This window comes from Pedococcus sp. 5OH_020 (assembly GCF_027812955.1).
In the GTDB taxonomy this organism is placed as follows: Bacteria; Actinomycetota; Actinomycetes; order Actinomycetales; family Dermatophilaceae; genus Pedococcus.
Genome location: NZ_JAPYZV010000003.1, coordinates 399,232 through 422,541 on the forward strand (window position 1 = coordinate 399,232; position 23,310 = coordinate 422,541).

23 protein-coding genes are annotated in these 23,310 nt (G+C 69.6%); 14 read left to right on the plus strand and 9 right to left on the minus strand.

What is annotated here, in order from left to right; genetic code table 11:
* Window positions 1-7: 7 nt before the first annotated feature.
* From PHA84_RS07585 to ychF, 3 genes are read left to right on the plus strand one after another with little or no spacing between them, the layout of a single operon-like run.
* Entirely contained in the window at window positions 8-898 is an 891-nt protein-coding gene (locus PHA84_RS07585) for an NUDIX hydrolase (RefSeq protein ID WP_270887481.1), read from the plus strand.
* 48 nt (window positions 899-946) lie between these two features.
* On the plus strand, window positions 947-1,801 hold the full coding sequence (locus PHA84_RS07590; protein WP_270887482.1) for a thioesterase family protein: 855 nt from the start codon (window positions 947-949) through the stop codon (window positions 1,799-1,801).
* A gap of 12 nt (window positions 1,802-1,813) precedes the next feature.
* Window positions 1,814-2,923, plus strand: coding sequence for a redox-regulated ATPase YchF (gene ychF, locus PHA84_RS07595; RefSeq protein WP_270887483.1), 1,110 nt, complete (start codon window positions 1,814-1,816; stop codon window positions 2,921-2,923).
* A gap of 343 nt (window positions 2,924-3,266) precedes the next feature.
* Here ychF and PHA84_RS07600 read toward each other — a convergent pair whose 3' ends face one another.
* Window positions 3,267-3,977: a GAF and ANTAR domain-containing protein gene (locus tag PHA84_RS07600; RefSeq protein WP_270887484.1), complete on the minus strand. Its 711-nt coding sequence runs from the start codon at window positions 3,975-3,977 to the stop codon at window positions 3,267-3,269.
* A 296-nt stretch (window positions 3,978-4,273) separates the two neighbouring features.
* On the opposite strand from PHA84_RS07600, the gene PHA84_RS07605 reads away from it, so the two are divergent.
* The 4 genes from PHA84_RS07605 (at window position 4,274) to PHA84_RS07620 (ending at window position 7,270) form a co-directional block, all read left to right on the plus strand.
* Window positions 4,274-4,582 carry a hypothetical protein gene (locus PHA84_RS07605; protein WP_270887485.1) on the plus strand — a complete coding sequence of 103 codons (309 nt, stop codon included), beginning with the start codon at window positions 4,274-4,276 and terminating at the stop codon, window positions 4,580-4,582.
* Between the two features lie 53 nt (window positions 4,583-4,635).
* Window positions 4,636-4,833 (plus strand): hypothetical protein, encoded by a 198-nt coding sequence (locus tag PHA84_RS07610; RefSeq protein WP_270887486.1) that lies wholly within the window; start codon window positions 4,636-4,638, stop codon window positions 4,831-4,833.
* A gap of 119 nt (window positions 4,834-4,952) precedes the next feature.
* Window positions 4,953-5,822 carry a hypothetical protein gene (locus PHA84_RS07615; RefSeq protein ID WP_270887487.1) on the plus strand — a complete coding sequence of 290 codons (870 nt, stop codon included), beginning with the start codon at window positions 4,953-4,955 and terminating at the stop codon, window positions 5,820-5,822.
* A gap of 365 nt (window positions 5,823-6,187) precedes the next feature.
* Complete coding sequence (locus PHA84_RS07620) at window positions 6,188-7,270, plus strand: GmrSD restriction endonuclease domain-containing protein (protein WP_270887488.1); 1,083 nt, start codon at window positions 6,188-6,190, stop codon at window positions 7,268-7,270.
* 58 nt (window positions 7,271-7,328) lie between these two features.
* On the opposite strand, the gene PHA84_RS07625 is transcribed toward PHA84_RS07620, so the two are convergent.
* From PHA84_RS07625 to PHA84_RS07655, 7 genes are all read right to left on the minus strand, one after another.
* Window positions 7,329-8,087 (minus strand): VIT1/CCC1 transporter family protein, encoded by a 759-nt coding sequence (locus tag PHA84_RS07625; RefSeq protein ID WP_442952848.1) that lies wholly within the window; start codon window positions 8,085-8,087, stop codon window positions 7,329-7,331.
* Window positions 8,050-8,358, minus strand: coding sequence for a 4a-hydroxytetrahydrobiopterin dehydratase (locus PHA84_RS07630; protein ID WP_270887490.1), 309 nt, complete (start codon window positions 8,356-8,358; stop codon window positions 8,050-8,052). The genes PHA84_RS07625 and PHA84_RS07630 overlap by 38 nt, the downstream gene beginning before the upstream one ends.
* Window positions 8,359-8,437: 79 nt before the next feature.
* On the minus strand, window positions 8,438-9,559 hold the full coding sequence (locus tag PHA84_RS07635; RefSeq protein ID WP_270887491.1) for an ABC transporter ATP-binding protein: 1,122 nt from the start codon (window positions 9,557-9,559) through the stop codon (window positions 8,438-8,440).
* The gene (locus PHA84_RS07640) at window positions 9,556-10,578 is read right to left on the minus strand and encodes an ABC transporter ATP-binding protein (protein WP_270887492.1); all 1,023 of its coding nucleotides are present in this window, start codon (window positions 10,576-10,578) and stop codon (window positions 9,556-9,558) included. The genes PHA84_RS07635 and PHA84_RS07640 overlap by 4 nt, the downstream gene beginning before the upstream one ends.
* A 6-nt stretch (window positions 10,579-10,584) precedes the next feature.
* The gene (locus PHA84_RS07645) at window positions 10,585-11,601 is read right to left on the minus strand and encodes an ABC transporter permease (protein WP_270887493.1); all 1,017 of its coding nucleotides are present in this window, start codon (window positions 11,599-11,601) and stop codon (window positions 10,585-10,587) included.
* The gene (locus tag PHA84_RS07650) at window positions 11,598-12,608 is read right to left on the minus strand and encodes an ABC transporter permease (RefSeq protein WP_270887494.1); all 1,011 of its coding nucleotides are present in this window, start codon (window positions 12,606-12,608) and stop codon (window positions 11,598-11,600) included. The genes PHA84_RS07645 and PHA84_RS07650 overlap by 4 nt, the downstream gene beginning before the upstream one ends.
* 114 nt (window positions 12,609-12,722) lie before the next feature.
* On the minus strand, window positions 12,723-14,405 hold the full coding sequence (locus PHA84_RS07655) for an ABC transporter substrate-binding protein (protein ID WP_270887495.1): 1,683 nt from the start codon (window positions 14,403-14,405) through the stop codon (window positions 12,723-12,725).
* Between the two features lie 176 nt (window positions 14,406-14,581).
* Here PHA84_RS07655 and PHA84_RS07660 point away from each other — a divergent pair, with 176 nt between their 5' ends.
* Genes PHA84_RS07660 through PHA84_RS07685 form a run of 6 tightly spaced genes read left to right on the plus strand, consistent with a single transcriptional unit; the run spans window position 14,582 to window position 21,878 of the window.
* Window positions 14,582-15,034, plus strand: coding sequence for a (deoxy)nucleoside triphosphate pyrophosphohydrolase (locus PHA84_RS07660; protein ID WP_270887496.1), 453 nt, complete (start codon window positions 14,582-14,584; stop codon window positions 15,032-15,034).
* Window positions 15,035-15,047: 13 nt separating this feature from the next.
* Window positions 15,048-16,931 carry a translational GTPase TypA gene (gene typA / locus PHA84_RS07665; RefSeq protein ID WP_270887497.1) on the plus strand — a complete coding sequence of 628 codons (1,884 nt, stop codon included), beginning with the start codon at window positions 15,048-15,050 and terminating at the stop codon, window positions 16,929-16,931.
* Window positions 16,932-16,947: 16 nt separating this feature from the next.
* Complete coding sequence (locus PHA84_RS07670) at window positions 16,948-18,669, plus strand: ABC transporter substrate-binding protein (protein ID WP_270887498.1); 1,722 nt, start codon at window positions 16,948-16,950, stop codon at window positions 18,667-18,669.
* 4 nt (window positions 18,670-18,673) lie between these two features.
* A complete protein-coding gene (gene mshB, locus PHA84_RS07675) occupies window positions 18,674-19,576 on the plus strand; it encodes an N-acetyl-1-D-myo-inositol-2-amino-2-deoxy-alpha-D-glucopyranoside deacetylase (protein ID WP_270887499.1) in 903 nt (300 codons plus the stop codon).
* On the plus strand, window positions 19,573-20,187 hold the full coding sequence (locus PHA84_RS07680) for a flavin reductase family protein (protein WP_333742240.1): 615 nt from the start codon (window positions 19,573-19,575) through the stop codon (window positions 20,185-20,187). The genes mshB and PHA84_RS07680 overlap by 4 nt, the downstream gene beginning before the upstream one ends.
* Before the next feature lie 11 nt (window positions 20,188-20,198).
* Complete coding sequence (locus PHA84_RS07685; protein WP_270887500.1) at window positions 20,199-21,878, plus strand: VanW family protein; 1,680 nt, start codon at window positions 20,199-20,201, stop codon at window positions 21,876-21,878.
* A 32-nt stretch (window positions 21,879-21,910) separates the two neighbouring features.
* Here PHA84_RS07685 and PHA84_RS07690 read toward each other — a convergent pair whose 3' ends face one another.
* Window positions 21,911-22,960, minus strand: coding sequence for a GNAT family N-acetyltransferase (locus PHA84_RS07690; RefSeq protein WP_270887501.1), 1,050 nt, complete (start codon window positions 22,958-22,960; stop codon window positions 21,911-21,913).
* A gap of 20 nt (window positions 22,961-22,980) precedes the next feature.
* On the opposite strand from PHA84_RS07690, the gene fdxA reads away from it, so the two are divergent.
* A complete protein-coding gene (gene fdxA / locus PHA84_RS07695) occupies window positions 22,981-23,307 on the plus strand; it encodes a ferredoxin (protein ID WP_270887502.1) in 327 nt (108 codons plus the stop codon).
* The last annotated feature ends 3 nt before the right edge of the window (window positions 23,308-23,310 follow it).

Here is a 23,310-nt window from a genome sequence, read left to right on the forward strand (position 1 = left end):
GGCCGACATGTCCACCACGCCACCGCTCGTGCTGCGCGATGGTGACGTCGCGCTGGACCGCCTCGACGAGGATGGCGTCCACGCCTTCGACGTGCGCTGGGAGGGCGAACGGGTGGGCCGCGTGGAGCTCCTGGCCGACGACAACGGCGACGCGGAGCTGCTGTGGGTCCTGGTTCCCGAGTACCGCGCGGTCGGGGTCGCGGAGCGGGCCCTGCGTCTGGTCGTGGAGTGGGCGCTGCACTCCCAGGGGCTGGAACGGGTGGAGGCCCACGTCGACGATGCCGACCGGGATGCGGTCCGCGCAGCCATGCGAGCCGGCCTTCTCAAGGAGGGGGTGGCCCGCGGCGCGGTGGGACCGGGCGGTTCCCGACGGGACGTCATCCAGCTCGCCCGCCTGCGCCGGGACGCCGGGCCGGACACCCGGGAGGGCTTCATCGCCCAGCTGAACTCGGCGCTGCCCACCAAGCGCGCCATCGCCCAGGGCGTGCTGCGCGACCCCGCAGGACGGGTGCTGCTGTGTGAGCTCGTCTACAAACAGGAGTGGGACCTGCCCGGCGGCGTCGTCGACCCGCTGGAGTCGCCTGCGGAGTGCGTGGTCCGAGAGGTCCGTGAGGAGCTGGGGCTGGAGCTGGAGGTCCGGGGGCTCCTGGCCGTCAACTGGCTTCCTCCGTGGCGGGGATGGTCGGACGCCACCGTCTTCGTCTTCGACCTGGGCCGGGCTGACACCGGGCTCCTCCAGCGTGCGACCTTGCAGGCCAGGGAGATCCGCGCCGTGCACTTCGCCGGCGAGGAGGAGTGGGAGCACCGGGTGGCGCCGTACAACCAGCGACTGCTGGCTTTCCTTTCGGCGCACACCGGGCCCACGGCGTACCTGGAGGACGGTCTGCCGGCGCTGTGAGCGGACCTGCCCACGTGGATGCGAACGGCGGTACGACAGACTGACCTGGTGAGCAGCGAGTTCGACGACGGTTCGGCGGTTTCGGCACGCGGCGGCGAGGTGGGCGTGTACGACGCGTCGCTCGGGGAGGGCTGGCGCATCGGCGGCGGAGTCAACGGAGGGCTGCTGCTCGCCGTCGCGGGGAGGGCGCTCAGCCAGCGCCTGGGGAAGGCCGCGCAGGAAGGGCCCGCGCACCCTGACCCGCTGGCGATCAGCGCGTACTACCTCAGCCCTGGCGTACCGGGAGCAGCGAGCGTCCGGACCGAGGTGGTCCGTCGGGGAAGAGCGGTCTCCACGGGCCAGGCCTCCCTGCTCCAGGACGACGGCGAAGGTCGCCAGGTGGAGCGCGTCCGGGTGCTGGCGACGTATGGCGACCTGGGCGCGCTCGGCGACCAGGTGTCCACGACAGCCACCCCACCGAACCTGCCGCCGCCCGAGCAGTGCGTCAGCACCGACCAGGCGCCCGCTGACTTCTTGAGGTACGCCTCGCTGCTGGACAGGCTCGACCTTCGACTGGACCCGGCCACCACCGGGTGGGCGGTCGGCAAGCCGTCGGGGAACGGGGTGATCCGCGGCTGGCTGAGGATGGCGGACGGGCGTGAGCCGGACCCCCTCCTCCTGCTTCTGGCGGTCGACGCGCTGCCTCCTGTGGCCTTCGAGCTGGGACTGCCGGGATGGACGCCGACCCTGGAGCTCACGGCGCATGTGCGGGCCCGTCCGGCCGCCGGCTGGCTGAGGGTCAACCTCACCAGCCGGACGATGTCCGGGGGCTACCTCGAGGAGGACGCCGAGGTGTGGGACAGCGAAGGCCGCCTTGTGGCGCTGTCCCGTCAGCTGGCGAGGGCGACACCACCGCGCCGGTAGACTCCTGGCCTTGTGGCTCTCACTATCGGAATCGTCGGACTGCCCAATGTCGGCAAGTCCACGATGTTCAACGCCCTGACGAAGAACACCGTGCTGGCGGCGAACTACCCCTTCGCCACCATCGAGCCCAACGTCGGAGTGGTGCCGCTGCCGGACGCGCGTCTGGGCAAGCTCGCGGAGATCTTCGGCTCCGAGCGCACCCTGCCCGCGACCGTATCCTTCGTCGACATCGCGGGCATCGTCCGCGGAGCGTCCGAAGGCGAGGGGCTGGGTAACAAGTTCCTGGCGAACATCCGTGAGGCCGATGCCATCTGCCAGGTGGTTCGGGCCTTCGAGGACGGTGACGTCGTGCATGTCGACGGCAAGGTGTCCCCGGCCTCGGACATCGAGACGATCCACACCGAGCTGATCCTTGCCGACCTGCAGACGCTCGAGAAGGCGGTGCCCCGCCTGGAGAAGGAGGCGCGGGTCAAGAAGGAGTCCAAGCCGCTTCTCGACAACGCGGTGGCCGCTCAGAAGGTCCTGGAGGAGGGCCACACCCTGTATGCCGCGGCCGCGGCCGCCGGGGTGGACCTCGCCGAGGCGAAGGGCCTCGGACTGCTCACCACCAAGCCGTTCATCTATGTGTTCAACCTCGACGAGGACCAGCTGTCGGACGCCGACCTGCACGCCTCCCTGCGGGAGCTCGTCGCGCCGGCCGATGCGGTGTTCCTCAACGCCAAGCTCGAGATGGACCTGATGGACATGGAGCCGGAGGAGGCGATGGAGCTCCTCGAGTCCTTCGGCGCCACGGAGTCCGGCCTCGACCAGCTGGCCAGGACCGGGTTCCACACCCTGGGACTGCAGACCTACCTGACGGCCGGACCCAAGGAGTCGCGGGCCTGGACCATCGGCCGGGGATGGACCGCCCCGCAGGCCGCCGGAGTGATCCACACGGACTTCCAGCGGGGGTTCATCAAGGCGGAGATCGTCTCGTTCGACGACTTGGTGGAGGCCGGGTCCATGGCTGCTGCCAAGTCTGCCGGCAAGGTACGGATCGAGGGCAAGGACTACGTCATGGCCGATGGCGACGTGGTCGAGTTCCGCTTCCAACAGGCGTCAGGAACTGGCGGCAAGAAGTAGCGGGATCCCCCGCACCGCAGCATGAGCGGACGGCGGAGATGTCCTGCTGGCACATGGTGGTTCCCGCGCATCCGTTCGAAGGACCAGTGACGCGGCGGCCGGTGGACTGCCCGGGACAGGGAGCCTTGGGACGACCAAGCACCGGATCACGTTCCCGAGCGACGCGACCACGTTCCCGAGGGGGAGATGGCCGACGTAGCAAGGGCTGCGCACGCGTGTTGTCCGGAGCTCATCGACGCTGGTGTCGACGTCTGGCTGCGGGTCTGGAAGACCGGCCCGCCGGCATCGTGGCCACCGACGGGACGGTCGCTGACGGTCCGAAGCCAGATGTGGTTCGCGAGGCTCAGTTCCACGCACCACCAGGGCGCCGGTGGTGTGCGTTCACCTCCGCCACGATGTCGGCTGCGACGTCACGCAGCTTGCGGTTGGCGTCTTGCGACAGCCTTGCGAGGTACTGGAACGCCGCGTCGTCGTCGAGCTCGTACCTGACCATGAGGATGCCGATCGCCTGACCGATGGACCCCCGCGTCGACACAGCCGTCTGGAGGTGGTCCACCTCGCGCACCCGTCCCAGCGCCAGCGCCGCATGCGTGGCAAACAGCACGGCCATCTCTTGAGTATCGACGGGAATCGTGTCGCTCTCGGTGCTGTACAGGTTCAGACCACCGAGGATCTGCTCGTCGATGAAGAGCCGCACGCCCATCTGGGCGCGCAGGCCCCGGGCCAGAGCCTGCGGCATGAACCGCGGCCACCGCGGCTCCCGCGCGGCGTGCTCGACCACCACGACGCCCGCCTCCCGCATCGCGTCTATGCAGGGACCCTCCCGCAGCTCGTACTGGAGCTGGTCCAGGTCCAGTACGAGCTGGTCACTGGCCGACTGCGTCTGGACCCTGCCATCTCGGTGGGTGAGCGTGACACCGACATGGTTGATCCCGTCCAAGGACCTCCGAGCCACCTGGACGATGGTGTCCAGCTCCTCTTGCGAGTCGCGGGCGGCCTGCAGCTGGCGGGCGGCCTGTGCCAGCGCATGCGCCAGGGTAGGTTGATCGGTCATCGTGAGCCTCTGTTCGCCGGTTCGAGACCAGGCAATCGCTCGACGAGACACGTTGTCTGATGGTAAGCGGCGGAGGGTGCCGCCCATCACTACTGATGGTACCGCTTCGTCGGCAGGCAACGCCCGCCTCACCCGGCTACGGGGGGTCCGGTCTGCGGACACGCTGAGGCCTTGGCCAGTCAAGAGCTGGCATGGTCCTCTGGGCCAATCGACGCCTGGGCACATCGAAGCCGGCGTATCGTGGGGCAGGCCGCAGCTCGCCGTTCCAGCAGGGGCGGCAGGAAGCAGGTCCGCGCATGACCGCCTTGGTGCCCCCCGTAGCAGCAGACACCCCACGGCCTTCCTCGGCTGCGGTAACCCCTGCGCTGAGCAGGGACTCGCGTCAGGTGCTGGCCGACCTCAGGCAGGCCATGAACGTGGCGCAGGTTCTCGTGATGACGGCCCGCCGTCCACCGGTTGTGGCGGTGCAGCTGAGCGCGGCCCGAGGCGACTACCTGGCCACCGTGCTGGCCTACGAACGAGCCCTGACCACCTTCCGGCTGCCCGTGCCTCCCCGCCTCCGAGACGAGGCGCGGCTCCTGCGCGGGCTGACCTCCCGAAGGTGACCCTGACATCCAGCGGACGCCGAGACCTCGGCGTCGATAAGGAAGGTGCCGCATTGCCGACCTCCGAGAAGCGTCAGGACGGTCAGCACCCAGCTGCCTGGGCGCTCGACCATGCCACCAGGGAGCTCTACGACGAGAGCGACTCTGCTGTCGTCGTGGCCCATGCCTGGGACCTGATGCGCGCCGCCCAGGACTTGGAGGATGAGCGGCACGACGGGGATGACGACCCAGACCAAGGTGGTGAGGCGTGATGTGCCCGGCCCACGCTGCCGGCCGCTACTCAACGTACTGCCGGGCATGGCGTCCCGCTAGCTGACCTTTTGTCCTGTCCAGTCCTCCTGCGCTAGCCCTCTGCGGCTACCATTGGCCTGTGTTTACTGCGGGGACGTCAGGCATGATGCCCTTGGCTGCCTCGCATGGGCCCTCCACCAGCGTGTGCGCCGCCACGAGCGCTTCCGCACAGCACGAGCCGCAGCAGGTCAGGCACCGGGAGCTCGCTCCCGCGGACTTCGCAAGGATGCTGGAGCACCGGCTCTACCGCGACGGTCTCGGCCTCGACGAGCTTCGCCGCGGCTGCGAGCTGGCCGTGACCGCCGGTCTTGCGGCAGTGGTATGCCGCCCCAAGCATGTCGGGCTTGCTGCTCAGACGGTGGCCGGTCACCGGGTCGACGTCGTGACGGCTCTGGGCTGGTACACCGCTGACGAGGAGCCGTTACGGCTGCCCGACGTCGTGACGGAGGCCGAGGCCCTGGCCGAGGCCGGTGCCACCGAGCTCGGCATCGTGGCCGGCAAGGCGCGGCTGGCGGGGAGCCGGCTTTCGGACCAGGTCAGCGCGGTCGTCGAGTCCATGGACCCGGTGGGGGTCCGGGTCCGCGTCATCCTCGACCCCCGAGACCTCGACAACGCGGACATCGTGCGCGTGTCCCAGAGTGTGGCGCGCGCCGGCGCCTGGATGGTCCAAGGCGGGTGTTGGCGGTCACGCAGGGCGAGCTTCTCCCGCGTACGCGTCATCCGAGCCGCTGTTCCTCGCACGGTCCTGGTGAAGTGGACGCAGCCGCTGACGTCGGTGACGACGGCTCTGCTGTGCTTCTCCATGGGAGTCGACCGGTTCAACGGCGACGTCGTGACTCTCCTCCGGGCGGCCGAACGGGCAGCGTCGACGGGTGGACTGGCCGTTCCGCTGGACCTCGACCGCCGGGCCGCACCGGCGCAGCTGCCGCGGCGGGGTCGGACGGACTAGTCCATCGGGGTGGCTAACCGAGCCCTCGGACTAGTCATCCCATGATTGGGGCGTCGCAATGACGACGAGGGACGACCCGAACCACGTCGGGTTGTCCACATGCTGATGGGGGATCTTCCTTCATCCACAGGGGTGGCTGTGGATGAAGCGCGGACTAGTCACGACCAGCGGTGTCGGCACGTGGCTGCTCGCTCAGGGCCGGTGTGACTAGACACCGCATGCCGCTCAAAACGGCCAGCGGCTCCGCCGACGCCGGGTGACGCGGACTCCGCCGTTCGGCCGACTCGGGAGCCGAGTCGCCGCGAGCTGGGCTCAGCGGTATCTAGGGTGGCGGCCTGGCCTACCCGAAAGCACTGTCCCGTCTCATGATCCGGCTCCCGCGTTCCTTCCTCGGTCCCTGCCTCGCCGCAGTGGCGGCCCTCGTGGTGGTGGCCGGCTGCGTCCCGGCGCAGGCCGAGAGTGCGCCGTCCAGGGTTGCCGCGTCCAGGGTTGTTCCGTCCACGGTGGTTCCGTCCACCCAGCGCACCGCCTCCGCTCCCGGGATGCCCGGTACGGATCCGGGCTCCGCGGCGGTTCCTCGCCGCGCGTCCTCGGCAGTCCGGACCCAGCCTGGCCGTACGCCCGCGGCCACCCCCGCCACGGTGCTGCCCGGTGCCGCTGTCACGACATTGTCGACGTTGGCGGTGAAGGGGCGCGCGCCCCGAACGGGATACGAGCGCGCAGCGTTCGGACCGGCGTGGGCCGACGTCGACCGCAACGGCTGCGACACCCGCAACGACATCCTGCGACGCGACCTCACCGGCTTCACCCTCAAGGCGGGCACCCGCGGTTGTCTCGTCCTCAGAGGTACTCTGCACGATCCCTACACCGGGAGGACGATCGCCTTCGTGCGCGGCCCGGGCACCTCGACCGCCGTTCAGATCGACCACGTGGTGGCTCTCTCTGATGCCTGGCAGAAGGGAGCGGGCCAGTGGACGGCGGCTGTGCGTGCGGCGTTCGCGAACGACCCGTTGAACCTGTTGGCCGTCGACGGACCGACGAACCAGCGCAAGAGTGACGGCGACGCCGCAACGTGGCTTCCGCCGGCCAAGGCCACGCGGTGCGGCTACGTCGCGCGCCAGATCGCGGTGAAGAAGCGGTACGGCCTGTGGGTGACCGCCGCGGAACGTGACGCCATGCTGCAGGTCCTTCGAGGCTGCCCTGGGCAGGGACTGCCCACCTCCGCGCCCGTCGCGTTGGGTGGGGGGACGCAGGAGCGCTCAGCGGCGCCCGCGAGAACCGCATCGCCTCCGGCGCCGACGACGGGAGGGAGCACGCGGACGGACCCGAGGTTCGATACGTGCCGAGCCGCCAATGCCGCCGGCTACGGCCCGTACCGGCGGGGGCTCGACGTCGAGTACGACTGGTACCGAGACCGTGACCATGACGGGCTCGTGTGCGAGCGGTAGCCCTCACAGGAGCGGCATAGGCGCGGCATACCGGCGCAGCCACAGCTCGTCGGCGGGCCTACAGCTGAGTGCCCACCGCTGCTCCGATGACGTACGTCACGACCATTGCCAGCAGGCCGCCCAGTACGTTGCGGGCCATGGCCCTTGGGATCGGGGCACCGCCCATCCGGGCGCTGAGGAAGCCGGTGAGGCCGAGAGCCACCATCACGGCGACGGCCGTCACGGGCACCCGCAGCCCTACCGCCGTGAGCAGGACCGCGAACAGCGGCAGCAGGGCGCCCACCGTGAACGACAGCATCGACGCCCACGCCGCGTGCCATGGGTTCGTCAGGTTCTCCGGGTCGATGCCCAGCTCCGCCTCCGCGTGGGCGCCCAACGCGTCGTGAGCGGTCAGCTGGACCGCGACCTGGTGCGCGAGCGCCGGGGTCAGGCCCTTGCCCACATAGATCTCGGTGAGCTCGGCGAGCTCCTCCTCGGGCATCTCGCGCAGCTCACGTCGCTCCTTGGCGAGCAGCGCCCGCTCGGTATCACGCTGGGTGCTGACGGAGACGTACTCGCCGGCGGCCATGCTCATCGCCCCTGCGGCCAGTCCCGCCACACCGGCGGTCACAATGGTGGAACGGCTCGTCGTCGCCGCCGCCACGCCGATGACGATGCCGGCCGTCGACACGATGCCGTCGTTGGCCCCGAGCACCCCGGCCCGAAGCCAGTTGAGGCGGGCACCGATGCCGGCGCTGTGCGCCTCGCCGAGGTGCGGCGCAGTGTCGGTGGTGCCGGCTTCAGCCACGAGCGCGCGCCTTCCACTTAGCTGCCGCATCGGAGATCCGGTGAGCCAGCTCGACGTCGAGCTGGGTGACACCACCGGCGTCGTGGGTGGTCAGGACCAGACGAACCGTGCGCCAGCGGATGTCTATGTCTGGATGGTGGTTCATGTCCTCCGCCTCGAGGGCGATCTCGTCGACGAGTGTGATGGCGGTCGGGAAGTCGGGCGCCTCCAGCTCGGCGACGATTCGGCCACCGTCCACCCTCCAGTCGGGGAGGGACTCGAGCTGGCGCTCAACCTCGTCGTCGGTCAGCAGCCTGGACATGCCTCTACTGTCCCAAGGGAGGATGCTCCATGTCATCCAAGGACAGCCTCACCTCATCCGGCTGGCACTGAGGACCGTCTCAGAGAGCCTCCTGCACCGAGGCCGGGCCGAGGAAGTCCCCGCTGTCCTGGTGGTCCTCAGGTGTGGTGACCGTGGGCACGACGTCGTGCATCTGGATCTCGCCGCTCTCGATCTGCTCTGCCCAGTGGCACGCCACCCGATGGCTCGGCGGTACGCCGTCGATACTCACCACACGCAGCTCGGGCCGCTCGGTGTCGCACCGCGTCTCCTGGCGCCAGGGGCATCGGGTGTGGAACCGGCACCCCTTCGGCGGGTTGGCAGGCGAGGGCAGGTCACCCTTGAGCAGGATCCGCTCGCGCCGGTCCTCTATCAGCGGGTCCGGGACAGGCACCGCCGACATCAGCGCGCGGGTGTAGGGGTGCAGCGGCGTGGTGTAGAGGTCCTCCGCCTCCGCCTCCTCGACGAGGGCACCGAGATACATCACGCCGATGCGGTCGCTGATGTGGCGCACCACAGCGAGGTCGTGCGCGACGACGAGGTAGGTCAGCCCGAACTCGTCCTGCAGCTCCTCCAGCAGGTTAATGACCTGCGCCTGCACCGACACGTCCAGCGCGGACACCGGCTCGTCCGCCACGATGAGCTTCGGGTTGACCGACAGCGCCCGCGCGATGCCGATCCGCTGACGCTGGCCCCCCGAGAACTCGTGCGGGTACTTGGACAGCGCCGCGACCGGCAAGCCCACCGCCTTGAGGAGGTCCCGGAGGCGCCTGTTCGCCTGCTTCTCGTCCTGCGTGAGCCCATGAGCCTTCATCCCCTCGAGAAGCAGCGACTCGACCGACTGTCGAGGGTCGAGGCTGCCCATGGGGTCCTGGAAGACCATCTGGATGTCCTGGCGCTTGCGGCGGAGCTCCTCGCCCTTCAACGAGGCGATGTCGACACCGTCGAACTCCACCGCCCCCTCGGTCGGTGGCTCGAGGTTGAGGATGGCGCGGCCGAGGGTGGACTTCCCACAGCCGGACTCGCCCACCAGCCCATACGTCTCGCCGCGCCGGATCTGCAGGTCCACCCCGTCGACGGCGTAGACATGGCCGACGGTCCGGTCGAAGATGACGCCCTTCTTGATCGGGAAGTGCACCTTGACGCCCTTGACGTCGACGAGCACGTCCTGGGTGACGGTCACCGGGTCACCTCCACAGGGTTGAAGCACCGCAGGGCGCGTCCGCCCTCCTCCTCCAGCCGTGGGGTCTGCTCCACACAGACATCCAGCGTGTTCGGGCAGCGGGGGGCGAAGGCGCAGGCGCTGGTCCAGGGAAGGTTGTCCGACACGGATCCGGGGATCGGGGTCAGCTTCTCGCCGCGCGCGCCGTCGAGCCGTGGGATCGAGGCGAGGAGTCCGTAGGTGTACGGATGGCGAGGGGCGGCGAAGAGGGGATGGCGGTCGCCGCGCTCCACGATGCGGCCGGCATAGAGGACGTTGACGCGGTCGACCAGCCCTGCGACCACGCCGAGGTCGTGGGTGATCATGACCAGCGCCGTGCCGGTGTCCTCGACCAGGTCCTTGAGCAGCGCGAGGATCTGAGCCTGGATCGTCACGTCGAGAGCGGTCGTCGGTTCGTCGGCGATGAGCAGGCGCGGCTCGCACGCGAGGGCCATGGCGATGAGCGCGCGCTGGCGCATCCCGCCGGACAGCTGGTGCGCGTAGTCCTTGAGCCGCCGCTCAGGATCCGGGATGCCGACCTTGTCGAGCATGTCACGCGCGATAGGCGTTGCGGCCTTGCGCGAGAGCCCGCGATGCCGCTCGAGGACCTCGGTGACCTGTACCCCGATCGGTACCACCGGGTTCAACGAGGACAGCGGGTCCTGGAAGATCATGCCGAGGTCGCGTCCACGCCGGTCCCGCATCTGCTCCGGGGACAGCTTGAGCAGGTCGCTGCCACCGTAGAGCACCTCTCCCTCGACCTTGACGCCGCGCGTCGGTAGCAGCCCCATGATGGCCAGCGACGTCACGGACTTGCCGCAGCCGGACTCGCCGACCAGGCCGACGGTCTGACCGGCGCGCACGTCGAAGCTGACGCCGTCGACTGCCACGAACGGCTTCTCCCCGGACCGCTGGAAGGTGACGCGCAGGTCGCGGACCGACAGAAGGGGCCCGTCGTCGGGGCCACGCCCCGTCCGGACGTTCTCGATGGTCTCAGTCATGGTCCGCTACCTCCGGGTCTTGGGGTCGAGGGCCTCGCGCAACGACTCGCCCATCAGCGTGAAGCCCAGCGCCACCACGATGATGCACAGGGCCGGCCAGACGGCCAGGGCCGGGTAGTCGTAGATGTACTGCTGGGCCGCGCCCAGCATCTGGCCCCACTCGGGCTGGCGGTCGTCGGGGTTTCCCAGGCCCAGGAAGGACAGTGCTGCGGCGTCGATGATCGCACCGGCGATGACGAGGGTCGCCTGGACGATGACCGGACCGAGCGAGTTGGGCAGCATGTGGCGGAACACGATGGCCGACCGCTTCACGCCCAGGGCGCGCGCCGCGAGGACGTGGTCGCTGGCCCGTTGGGCGAGCATGGAGCCACGCAGCAGCCGGGCGAAGATCGGCACCTGGACGGTCGCGATGGCGATGATGACGGTCCACTGGCTGGGCTGCTTGGCCAGGGCGGCGATGCTGACGGCCAGCAGCAGCGAGGGGATGGACAGCATCACGTCGACGGCGCGCATCACCACGGAGTCCACCCAGCCGCCGAACGCTCCGGCCAGCGTGCCGAGGGTCAGGCCACCGGCGAAGCCGAACACCGTGGCACACACGCCCACGACGAGGGTCTGCCTGCTGCCGACGATGAGGCGGGACAGGATGTCGCGCCCGGAGTCGTCCGCGCCCAGCGGGAAGCCGGCCTGGGGCCCGGGGATGGGGTTGGTCTGCTTGCGCACCTTGTCGATGAGCAGGCCCGCGGTCGGATCGTGAGGCGCGATGAGCGGTGCGAAGATCGCCACCAGGACGAACAGCACGGTGATGCCGGCGCCCAGGAGGAACACGGGGTTGCCACGAAGCCGGCGCCAGGCGCTCGCGATGAGCGACACCCCGGCCGTCTCCTCGACGTATCCGGCGTCGTCGACACTGACCTCGTCGACCGCCGTGCCGACGGCGGAGCCTGAGCCGGAGGAGGCCGCCAGGTCGTCGATCCGTTGCTTCTTGCCTCGGGGGGTGAGAGAAGGGGGCACCGAGGTCACCTCGTCCGCACTCGGGGGTCGATCACGGCGTACGCGATGTCGACCAGAAGGTTGATGACCACGAAGGTGATGGCCGCCATGAGGATGCACACCTGCAGCACCGCATAGTCGCGCCGTTCGAAGGCGATGGCCACAGCCTCGCCGAGCCCGCCGAAGGAGAAGACCCGCTCGGTGAGGATCGCGCCGACGAGCAGGCCGCCGGTCTGCAGGCCGATGGTCGTGACGACCGGCAGGAGGGCGTTGCGCAGGATGTGCCGCCCCCGGATGACCCTGTTGGTCAGGCCCTTGGACTCGGCGGTGCGCACGTAGTCCTCGTCCATGACGTCGAGCACGGACGCCCGGGTGATGCGGAAGATGACCGCGAACGGGATCGTGGCGAGGGCCAGCGCCGGCAGGATCAGGTGCTTGATGGCGTCCCAGGCGGCGTCCCACTCACGGGTGAGCACGCCGTCCACGACGAAGAAGCCGGTGACCCGCGTCGCGTCGAGCCCCGGGTCCTGCCGCCCCGACACCGGCAGCCAGTGCAGCTTGATCGCGAACCAGTACTTCAGCAGGAACGCCAGGAAGAAGACGGGAACGGCGACGCCGATGAGCGAGCCCACCACCGTGCCGTTGTCGAACCAGGTGGCCCTCCGGCGAGCCGCCATGTAGCCGAGCGGGATGCCGAGAAGCACCGCGAGGATGATCGCGAAGAAGCTCAGCTCCACGGTGGCAGGGAACCGCTGCAGGAAGATCTGGAAGGCGTCCGAGCCTGGCAGCACCCCGGTGCTGGAGCCGAACTGGCCCTTCAGCGCCCGCTTCACGAACTCCCAGTACTGCACGTAGATGGGCTGGTCGAGCCCGAGGGCCTTCTCCAGGGCGGCGCGCCGGGCCGGGGTGGCCTTCTCGCCCAGGATCGCCGACACGGTCCCGCCGGGAAGGGACCTCAGCCACAGGAACACGAGCAGCGAGAGGACGATGACCACGCCCACCATCTGCAACAGCCTGCGCAGGATGAATCTCAGCACGGTGGCTCAAGCTCCTTCACTCGGCGATGTACTTACTCGCGGCTGTGGCCGCCCCAGCGTTCTGCTGGGACGGCCACAGTCTTGCGCAAAGTGGTGTCCTAGATCACCCTCACGTCACTTGGACACGGTCACCGAGGAGAACGTCTCCGCCGTCAGCGGGCTGGGGACCAGGCCGTTCATCTTCGGGCTCACGACGAGGGCCGGCGGGGAGTGGCTGATGGCCAGACCGGGCAGGTAGTCCTCCTGGATCTGCTGGTTGATCCTCTCGTAGGCGGCGTTGCGCTGCGTCTCGTCCACGATGGCGTCGGCTGCCTGGAGGTCCTTGGAGAGCTGCGGGCCGTACGACGTGGCCTTGGTGTGGAAGTCGTTCTCCTTGAGGTTGGCGAAGAACGTGCCGATGAAGTTGTCGGCGGAGTTGTAGTCGCCCGTCCAGCCGAGCAGCCACGCGTCGTAGCCACCGTTGTCCACCGTGTCGAGGTAGCCACCGTTCCACGGCTTGGTGTTGACCTGGACCTTGATGCCGACCTTCTCGAGGTCCGCGCGCAGGGCCTCGTAGATCTTCTGCGGGTTCGGCATGTAGGGCCGGGACACCTCCGAGGGGTAGGCGAACAGGAGGGTCATGCCCTCGGCGCCGGCCTCCTTGAGCAGGGACTTGGCCTTTTCGGGGTCGTACGGGTACGGCTTCAGGTTCTTGTTGTACCCGGAAACCGTCTCCGGCATGAACTGCGTCGCGACCGTCGCACCCTCGGGCAGCTGCGTCTTGACCAGCTGGTCACGGTTCATGGCGTAGTACAGCGCCTGGCGGACCTTCAGGTCCTTGAGCTTCGGGTTGTGCGCAGGGTTGAGGCCGACGTACAGGATGTTGAACGCCGGGCGTACGAGCACCTTGTTGCCGGCGTCCTTGAGGCCCTTCCAGTCAGCCGGGTTGGGCAGGTCGTAGCCGTCGATGCTGCCGGCCTCGAGCTCCTGCCGCCGGGTGGACTCGTCCGGGATGATCTTGAAGACGAGCTTCGCGGTCTTCGCCTTCTCGCCCCAGTAGTCGTCGTTGCGGACGAGGGTGACCGTCTTGTTCGCCTCGTCGTACTTGCCGAGCTTGTACGGGCCGGTGCCGACCGGGTTCTTCGAGTACGCGGGGTAGCCGAAGCCCTCGCCCTGCTTGGTGACGTTGTTGGCGTCACCGGCCTTGAGCGCCTTGGGAGACTGCATGGAGAAGGAGTCGAGCGACAGGGCCGTCGGGAACTTCGACGTCGGCCGGCTGATCTTGATGACGGCCGTCATGTCGTCCTTGGCGGAGCAGCTCTGGTAGAGCGCGTTCTTGGCGTCGGACTTGAACGCGCCCATGACGTCGGACCAGTATCCGGCGGGTCCACCCTGTGCGACCTCGTTCTGGTCGAACATGCGGTCCATGTTGTAGCAGACGGCTGCGGCGTTGAAGGCCTCGCCGTCCCAGAACTTCACGCCGTTACGGAGCTTGAACGTCCACTCCTTGCCGTCGGCCGACGCCTCCCAGCTCGTGGCGAGCTCGGGCTGGATGTCGGCGGTGCCCGGCTTGATGCCGACCAGGCCCTCCATCATCTGGCGGGTGACGCGGAACGTCTCACCGTCGGTCGCATAGAAGGGGTCGAAGAGCTCGGGGGCACCGGCGGCACCGAAGGTGATGGTGTCCTTGACGTTACCGCCCGAGCCGGAGCTTTTTGAGCTGGAGCTGGAGCCTCTGTCCGACTGTGCACAGGCCGCCAGCGTGAGCGCCAGCGTCGTCGCCAAGGCGACCGGGGCCGCCTTCCGCGTGAGCTTCATGAAATACCTCGCTTGATGTGCGAACTTTGGTCGACCCGGTCGGGCGCCAAGGGTGGTGCGGTGGGTAGCTCCGCAGATGGCAGGCGTGCGCAAACCTTCTACGGTTGGACGCAGACCCTAGCGAGAACTCCCGTCGCTGGACCCTTGCGCCGAGGAAATTAACAAAAGTGAGACACATGCCAGAAAGCACCGCCGGAGGGCTGCGCGCGGTGGTGGGCGCGGCCATCGTCGACGACCTCGCGCGGCCAGCCCGCCTGCTGGCTGCCCGACGTACCGAGCCACCGGCGCTGGCGGGCGGCTGGGAGCTCCCCGGGGGCAAGGTGGATCCCGGGGAGACAGCGGTCGAGGCCCTGCACCGCGAGCTGCGGGAGGAGCTCGGCGTCACGGTGCGGCTGGGAGAGCAGGTACGGGGCCCACTGGAGCACGGACGCTGGCCCCTCGGGGACGCGTACGCGATGACGGTCTGGCTGGCTGTGGTCGTCGAGGGGGAGCCGTCGGCGCTGGAGGACCACGACGCGCTGCAGTGGCTCGACGCCGGGGACCTGTACGCCGTGGGATGGCTGCCGGCCGACCTGCCCATCGTCGACCACCTGTCCCCGCGGCTGGTCCGAGGGTGCTCAAAACCCTGAGACAATGGTGCTCATGCCCATGAAGACCCGCGGCGACATCCGCAATGTCGCCATCGTTGCCCACGTCGACCACGGAAAGACCACCCTGGTCGACAAGATGCTCTGGGAGGCGGGCGCGTTCGGCGAGCACCAGCACGTCGACGAGCGTGCGATGGACTCAGGCGACCTGGAGCGCGAGAAGGGCATCACCATCCTCGCCAAGAACACCGCGATCCACTATGCCGGCAAGGCAGCGGCCGACGCAGGCCTGGCAGACGGCGCCACGATCAACATCATCGACACTCCGGGCCACGCGGACTTCGGGGGCGAGGTGGAGCGCGGCCTGTCCATGGTCGACGGAGTCGTCCTGCTGGTCGACGCGTCCGAGGGGCCGCTTCCACAGACGAGGTTCGTCCTGCGCAAGGCGCTGGCGGCCAGGATGCCCGTGGTCCTGTGCATCAACAAGGTCGACCGCCCGGACAGCCGCATCGCGGAGGTGGTGGACGAGGTCTACGAGCTCTTCCTCGACCTCGACGCGGACGAGCACCAGATCGAGTTCCCGATCGTCTACGCCTCGGCCAAGGCCGGTCGTGCGTCGCTGAACCGTCCCGAGAACGGCGGACTGCCCGACGCCGACAACCTCGAGGCGTTGTTCGCCACCATCCTCGGCACCATCCCGGCCCCCACCTTCGACGACGCGGCTCTGCTGCAGGCGCATGTCACCAACCTCGACGCGTCCAACTTCCTGGGACGCCTGGCCCTGCTGCGGGTGCACAACGGCACCATCAAGAAGGGTCAGCAGGTGGCCTGGTGCAGAGCCGACGGCACCGTCGAGCGGGTCAAGGTCACCGAGCTGCTCATGACCGAGGCCCTCGAGCGCAAGCCGGCCGAGTCGGCAGGACCTGGCGACATCATCGCCATTGCCGGCATCCCGGAGATCATGATCGGTGAGACCCTCGCCGACCCGGAGAACCCCATCCCGCTGCCTGTCATCACGGTCGACGAGCCGGCGATCTCCATGACCATCGGCACGAACACGAGCCCCATGGTGGGCCGGGTCCGCGGGTCCAAGGTCACGGCGAGGATGGTGAAGGACCGTCTCGACAAGGAGCTGGTCGGCAACGTCTCCCTCCGGGTGCTGCCGACGGAGCGGCCGGATACCTGGGAGGTCCAGGGCCGCGGTGAGCTGGCTCTGGCGATCCTCGTCGAGCAGATGCGCCGGGAGGGGTACGAGCTGACCGTCGGCAAACCGCAGGTGGTCACGCGCCAGGTCGACGGCAAGACCCACGAGCCGGTCGAGCGGCTGACCATCGACACGCCGGAGGAGTTCCTCGGCGCGATCACCCAGATCCTCGCTGCCCGCAAGGGACGCATGGAGCAGATGACCAACCACGGCACGGGCTGGATCCGGATGGAGTTCCTCGTGCCCTCCCGGGGGCTGATCGGGTTCCGCACGGAGTTCCTCACCGAGACTCGAGGAACCGGGATCGCGCACCATGTCTTCGAGGACTACGAGCCCTGGTTCGGCGCGATCACGACTCGCACCAGCGGCTCCCTGGTTGCTGACCGCACGGGGGTCGTCACGGCGTACGCCATGGTGAACCTCCAGGAGCGCGGGACCTTGTTCGTCGAGCCCACCACCGAGGTGTACGAGGGCATGATCGTGGGCGAGAACTCGCGCGCGGACGACATGGACGTCAACATCACCAAGGAGAAGAAGCTGACCAACGTGCGCGCCTCCTCCTCGGACAACTTCGAGAAGATCGTTCCGCCGCGCAAGCTCAGCCTCGAGCAGTCGCTCGAGTTCTGCCGGGAGGACGAGTGCGTCGAGGTGACGCCGGAGGCGGTACGGATCCGCAAGGTCGAGCTCGACCAGACCGTGCGCGCCCGCGCTGCTGCCCGGGCGCGCAACGCCTGAGGCGGCCTGCGGCGCCGTGCGGCTCCCCCGGCTCCTCACCCGAACCACCGTCGCGGGGGTCGCCCTGCTGGCAATGCTCGGCGCGGCCGCGTGCGAGGGCCGTACGCCGCGCACCACGGGGGCGCCGCACGGACAGCTCACCCTGCTGTCCTTGGGACCGGTCGCCACCTGGGACCCTCAGCGGCTCTCCAGCCCCCAGGACATCGCGGTCGCGGGCAGGCTCTTCCTCCGCACCCTGACGGCCTTTCCCGCCGGTGCGGACGGGGCCGCTCAGCGCAGTCCCGTCGGCGACCTTGCGACCGACACCGGCACTGCGGACGCCAGCCTGAGGACGTGGTCCTTCACCCTGCGTCACGGGGCGACCTGGCAGGACGGCTCGCCCGTGACGTGCGGGGACGTCCGGTACGGCGTCTCGAGGTCGTTCGCCGCGCCGTTCTCCACGGAAGGCCTGAACTACCCCCTTGCGCTCCTCGACATCCCCCGCACGCCGGACGGCCGGTCGACGTATGCCGGGCCGTTCTCGGGCACGGGCCAGTCCGCTTTCGACAGGGCGGTGTCCTGCCACGGGTCGACGGTGACGTTCCGGCTCAGCCTGTCCCTCGCCGACTTCCCCCAGGTGGTGGCCCTGCCGGTGTTCGCGCCCTACAAGAAGTCGCAGGACAAAGGCCCCGACGGCAGCTATACCGTCTTCTCCGACGGGCCGTACCGGCTGCAGGCGGCCTGGGACCCCAGTAGCGGTGGCACCTTCGTACGGAACGAGAGGTGGGACAGGACCTCCGACCCGGTGCGCGCGGCCCGGCCGGACTCCCTGCGCTACGTCGAGGGCACCGAGTCCCAGACTGCGGTGCAACAGGTCGTCGACGACGCCGGGGCCACCCGGGCCGCGGTCACCCTCGACTCGGCGCCGCCGGCCATGCAGCAGCAGGTGCTCTCGGACCCCGGGCTGAAGGCGCGCTCGGTCAACCCCGCGGCACAGTTCGTCGACTACCTCGCACCCTCGCTGCGCTCCGCGGTCATGAGGAACGACGACGTCCGCAAGGCCTTCGCGGTCGCCACCAACCGTGAGGGCTATGTCACCGCGCTCGGCGGCGAGAGCACGGCAGCGCCGGCCTACAGCCTCATCGGCAGCCCGCTGCCCGCTCACGGCGACGACGACGTCCTCGGCGGCGGTGTCACCGGAGACCCGGCGGCTGCCCGAGACCTCCTTGAGAAGTCCGGCATGACGCTGCCCGTCCCCGTGCGGGTCGCCTACCGGTCCAGTCCCACGGCGGACAAGGCGATGGCCGCCCTGGTCAACAGGTGGCAGGAGGCCGGCTTCGCCGTCCGGCTCCAGCCCTTGGACAAGGACTACTTCACGGCGATCTCAACGCCGGGGGCCGCCTCTCGCACCGACGTCTTCTGGGCCAACTGGGCACCGTCGTGGCCGTCGGCCGGCACGGTGCTCCAACCACTGTTCGACAGCCGGCTCAACCTCACCGGCAGCGGGACCGGACGTGACTACGGGGCTTTCGCCGACCCGGCCGTGGACCGCGAGATGGGCCGTATCTCCGGGCTGGCGGATGCGGGGACGCGCGCCGCTGCCTGGTCGGCCCTGGACACCACGCTGGTCCGGCGCTCCGCGTACATCGCGCTCGCCCAGCGCAAGGCGCTGTACGTGGCGGGCAGCGACGTGACGGGTCTGTCCGCCAACGAGGCGCTGGGCGGGTTCGTGGACCTCGCCACGGTGGGTGTGAGATAGCCCGGTGACCTCGCCCGCGCCAGTGCTGTTCGTCCACGCCCACCCCGACGACGAGACGTTGACGGCAGGCATCACCATGGCGCACTACGTGCGGGCCGGCCGGCCGGTCCACGTGCTCACCTGCACGCTCGGCGAGGAGGGCGAGGTCATCCCCGCGGAGCTTCGCCACCTCGACAGCGACCATGACGACGCCCTGGGCCCCTACCGCCGCGAGGAGCTGCGCCGTGCGATGGGCTCGCTCGGAGTCGCTCACGAGATCCTCGGGGAGGATCCCGCGTCGGGGCGGCTGAGTGTCTATCGCGACTCCGGGATGGCCGGCCCTCCCCGCCCGCCGCGTGCCGACGCATTCGTACATGCGAGCCTCCCAAAGGCGGCCCAGCAGGTGGCGGAGGTGATCCGCCGCGTGCGCCCCGGCGCGGTCGTCACCTATGACGAGCACGGCGGTTACGGCCACCCTGACCACATCCAGACGCACCGGGTCACCTGCGCGGCGGTGGCCACCTTCCCGCCACCAGAGCGGCCGCCGTTGTACGCGGTGCTCGTGCCACGGTCGTGGGCGCGCGAGGACCGCCTCTGGCTCCGGCAGCACGTGTCGGCCGAGTACGGCTGGACGCTGCCCGATCCCGACGGCGACTACCCGCCCGGCGTGGTCGAGGACGGGCAGGTGACCCACGAGGTCTGCGCGCCGGGGCTTGTGCCGGTACAGGCGGAAGCCCTGCGTCACCACGCCACGCAGGTGACCGTGCGCGGCGAGGTCTATGCGCTCTCCAACGACGTCGCGGCCCGGCTCTCCGGACGCGAGGGCTTCGCGCTGCTCGACCCGCAGAGCGGCGCCCTCCTGTCTGCGGGCGCGACCGGCACCGGCCGGCCGACCCGACGGCGTACCGGTCTGGACCTCCGGCCATGAGTCCTGACGCGGGCCCTGACACCGGCGCCGACGTAGGCGCTGCCGTGGACCCGGTGGTCGACCCCGACGTGAACCCCGACATCGACCCCGACATCGACCGCGCCGTCGACCGCGCCGTCGACCCCGCCGTCGACCGCGACCGGTACCGCCTGGCCATCGGCCGTTTCGCCACGGGCGTCACCGTCCTGACCACCTTCGCCGGCGGCAACGACCATGCCATGACTGCCAACGCGGTGACATCGGTGTCGATGGACCCGCTCCTCCTGCTGGTCTGCGTCGAGGTGGACGCCCGCTTCCACGACGCCATCAGCGACTCCGGCGTATGGGGCGTGAGCGTGCTGTCCGCAGCGCAGCGACCCGTCGCCGAGTGGCTGTCTACGCAGGGGCGGCCGCTGCACGGACAGCTGGACCGGATCCCGCACCGGCGCGGCGAGGTCACCGGGGTCGCACTCCTCACGGAGGCGATGGCCGCCATGGAGTGCCGCACCACCGACATGCACCCTGCGGGTGACCACAGCATCGTGGTGGGCGAAGTAGTGTCCCTGTGGAGCGCCGAGCACCCCGCGGACGCGCTCGTCTACTACCGGAGCCGGTACGGCGCGCTGAGATGAGGAGTCGGCTCGTGAGGGAGAGCGGTTCAGCGGCACTGCGGCTCGCGATCGCGCTGATGGTCATCGGTGCGGGGTACCTCGGGGCAGCCTGGTTCCTGGGTCGTCACCTGCCGGCGAACACCTCGGTGGCCGGGGTGCCCGTCGGTGGGATGTCGCCCGCTTCCGCGGAGAGCACGCTCAGGCGTGCCCTGGTGAGCAAGGAGCGCGCCGCCCTCGTGGTCCAGGCCGGCGACCGCACGGAACGGCTCGACCCGAGGGTCGCCGGCCTGTCGTTGGACTACGGTGCCACCGTCGCCGGTCTGAGCGGGTTCGAGCTCGCTCCGCGCGCTCTCTGGGACCATCTGACCGGAGGCGGCGACGAGCCTCTGCGTACGCGGGTGGACGAGCCGCGGCTGGAGGCGGCCCTGGCGGATCTGAAGGCGCGGTTCGACCGCCCGGTGGTCCAGGGGGGGATCACCTTCTCCGCAGGCAGGGTTGCCGTCGTGAAGCCGGTCGCAGGCGCCACGCTGTCGGTCTCCGAGACCGCACACGAGGTGGCGCAGCGCTGGCCCGCCCAGGGAGCCGTCGCGGCGAAGACGACGGTCGCCGAGCCGGCCGTGTCGGCCGAGGAGGTCGACCGCGGGAACCGTGAGTTCGCCGCCCCCGCGATGTCCGGTCCCGTCAAGGTGGTCGCCGGCTCCAAGAGCTTCTCGGTGCCTCCGGCGGCCTACTCGCCAGCCCTCGCGATGAAGCCGGGGGCCGACGGTGGGCTCGCTCCCGTGGTGGACAACGCGAAGCTCGTCGCAGTCGTGCGCGCTGCGGCCGTGTCCGCGGGCCTCGAGGTGAAGCCGCGTGACGCGCGGATCACCTTCACTGGGACCACCCCGGTCGTCGTCCCGGCTGTCACGGGAACGGCCCTGGACGACGCGTCGGTCGTCTCGGCGTTCGTCCCCGCGCTCACGGCGCCTGACCGTACGGCGGCGGTCAAGGCGGTCGTGGTGCAGCCGAAGCTCACGACGGCACAGGCGGAGAGGATCAAGCCGAAGGAGGTGATCTCGACCTTCACGACCTACTTCCCCCACAACCCGCCGCGCACGAACAACATCACGATCGCCGCGCGCACCCTGAACGGGACGTACGTCGGGCCCGGTGAGCAGTTCAGCCTCAACCGCACGCTCGGCGAGCGCACTGCTGCCAAGGGGTATGCCTCCGCTCCGGTCATCGAGGACGGCCGTCTCAAGAAGGACTACGGCGGCGGTGTCTCCCAGGTGTCCACGACGACCTTCAACGCGGCGTTCTTCGCGGGAGTCCACATCGACCAGTACCTGCCGCACAGCTTCTACATCTCGCGCTACCCCGAGGGGCGCGAGGCCACCGTGTCGTGGCCTGACGTCGACCAGAGATGGACCAACGACACGGGCTACGGGATCCTGATCCAGGCGGGCGTCTCGGGCAACGCCATCACGGTGACGTTCCACGGGACGAAGGTCTGGGACATCGAGTCTGTCAAGGGGCCGCGCCGGAATGTCGTGCCCCCCAGGACGATCGTGGACAACCGGCCGACCTGTGTCCCGCAGACGCCCAGTCCCGGTTTCGACGTGACGGTGTCGCGGATCTTCAAGAAGGGCGGGAAGACCGTCAAGACGTCGAGCTTCACCACCCACTACATCCCCGAGGACAACGTCCGCTGCACGCATCCGAAGGCGGGCTAGGACACCGCTTTCAGCCCCGGGGTGAGTGGGGCTCAGCCCGGGGCAGGCTGGGTGAGGTAGGCGTACGAGGAGTGCGTGAGGAACCCGAGACGCCGGTAGAGGCGCAGGGCGGCCTCGTTGTCGTGCTCCACCTGCAGGTGGATCAGGTGGATCCCCTTGTCCAGAGCTGTCGCGGCGAGCCGTGCGGTCAGGTGCGCGGCCAGGCCCCGCCCGCGGAACGCCGGATCCGTCCAGACGGCGCCGAGGCCCGCCCATCCCCCTGCGACTCCCAGGCGTCCCACAGCGATCGGTCTCGTGCCTGCCGCGTCGGCTCGACGCAGCCCCAAGCGCTGCGAGAGGCCGCCTCCCGGGGTGATGCTGCCGAAGACGACCCGGGGGCTCCCGAGCAGGACGCTCTCGACAGCGGCGGGAACCACCGTCCGCGTGCCGCTGTAGGCGTCGAGCCACACCGCGTCCAGCTCCTCCTGCGTGACCACGGGTGGACCCCCCGGGTCCTCGGCGGCGACGGTGGCGGTCGTCCCGGTGAGGGTGAGCGTGACACTGCCCGTCCGGTAGCCGCGCTGGAGGAGCAGAGCCCCGAGCGGGTCCTGTTCCGGGGAGAAGCCGTCCGGTCCGGCCAGGGCGAACTTCGCCGGCAGGCCACGCGCCGCATACCACTGCTCCACCCGAACGACGGCGTCGGCAAGAGGGAGCCCCGGCTCGCCGACCGGGACCACGGAGTTGCCTCGCTGGGTGAACCCGTACGACGCCCGCAGCTCCCACTCCCCGAGGCGCTCCCGCTCCACGGCGCCCCACGCGGGCGCCGCGACCCGCTGCAGGTTCTCCACGCTGATCGCGAGATGCGCGGCACCGCGTCGGGACGGCTTCGGGGGGACCTCCTTCGCAGCCACGACCAGGTGCCGGGAGATCCGCACCGGTCCTCGAGACGTCAGCACGACGACGTACCGTTCGTCCCGCTCACTGAGCACACCGACGGCATCGGTCATGGTGGGACCGCCTGCGCGGGCGCCCTCGGAGGCGTCCAGGCGCGCTCGTACCACGACGCGAGACCCGAGGGGGAGCGCTGCGACGGCGTCTGACATGGCCGCATAGTATGTGCCGCATGACGTACGTGATCGCGCAGCCTTGTGTGGACCTCAAGGACAAGGCCTGCATCGAGGAGTGTCCGGTCGACTGCATCTACGAAGGTGAGCGGTCGCTCTACATCCACCCCGACGAGTGCGTCGACTGCGGTGCGTGTGAGCCGGTCTGCCCGGTCGAGGCGATCTACTACGAGGACGACGTGCCGGAGCAGTGGGCCGAGTACTACAAGGCCAACGTCGAGTTCTTCGACGACCTCGGCAGCCCCGGCGGTGCCGCCAAGCTGGGCCTGATCAACAAGGACCACCCCATCATCGCTGACCTTCCGCCGCAGTCCCACGACGAGTGAGCG

Bases quoted from the DNA above. Each gene is read 5' to 3' on its own strand.
- PHA84_RS07585 (WP_270887481.1), top strand. From the start codon at position 8: ATGTCCACCACGCCACCGCTCGTGCTGCGCGATGGTGACGTCGCGCTG.
- PHA84_RS07605 (WP_270887485.1), top strand. From the start codon at position 4,274: ATGACCGCCTTGGTGCCCCCCGTAGCAGCAGACACCCCACGGCCTTCC.
- PHA84_RS07660 (WP_270887496.1), top strand. From the start codon at position 14,582: ATGCCAGAAAGCACCGCCGGAGGGCTGCGCGCGGTGGTGGGCGCGGCC.
- PHA84_RS07680 (WP_333742240.1), top strand. From the start codon at position 19,573: ATGAGTCCTGACGCGGGCCCTGACACCGGCGCCGACGTAGGCGCTGCC.
- PHA84_RS07620 (WP_270887488.1), top strand. From the start codon at position 6,188: ATGATCCGGCTCCCGCGTTCCTTCCTCGGTCCCTGCCTCGCCGCAGTG.
- PHA84_RS07690 (WP_270887501.1), bottom strand. From the start codon at position 22,960: ATGTCAGACGCCGTCGCAGCGCTCCCCCTCGGGTCTCGCGTCGTGGTA.
- PHA84_RS07625 (WP_442952848.1), bottom strand. From the start codon at position 8,087: ATGCGGCAGCTAAGTGGAAGGCGCGCGCTCGTGGCTGAAGCCGGCACC.
- PHA84_RS07655 (WP_270887495.1), bottom strand. From the start codon at position 14,405: ATGAAGCTCACGCGGAAGGCGGCCCCGGTCGCCTTGGCGACGACGCTG.
- PHA84_RS07600 (WP_270887484.1), bottom strand. From the start codon at position 3,977: ATGACCGATCAACCTACCCTGGCGCATGCGCTGGCACAGGCCGCCCGC.
- typA (WP_270887497.1), top strand. From the start codon at position 15,048: ATGCCCATGAAGACCCGCGGCGACATCCGCAATGTCGCCATCGTTGCC.
- fdxA (WP_270887502.1), top strand. From the start codon at position 22,981: ATGACGTACGTGATCGCGCAGCCTTGTGTGGACCTCAAGGACAAGGCC.
- PHA84_RS07630 (WP_270887490.1), bottom strand. From the start codon at position 8,358: ATGTCCAGGCTGCTGACCGACGACGAGGTTGAGCGCCAGCTCGAGTCC.
- PHA84_RS07640 (WP_270887492.1), bottom strand. From the start codon at position 10,578: ATGACTGAGACCATCGAGAACGTCCGGACGGGGCGTGGCCCCGACGAC.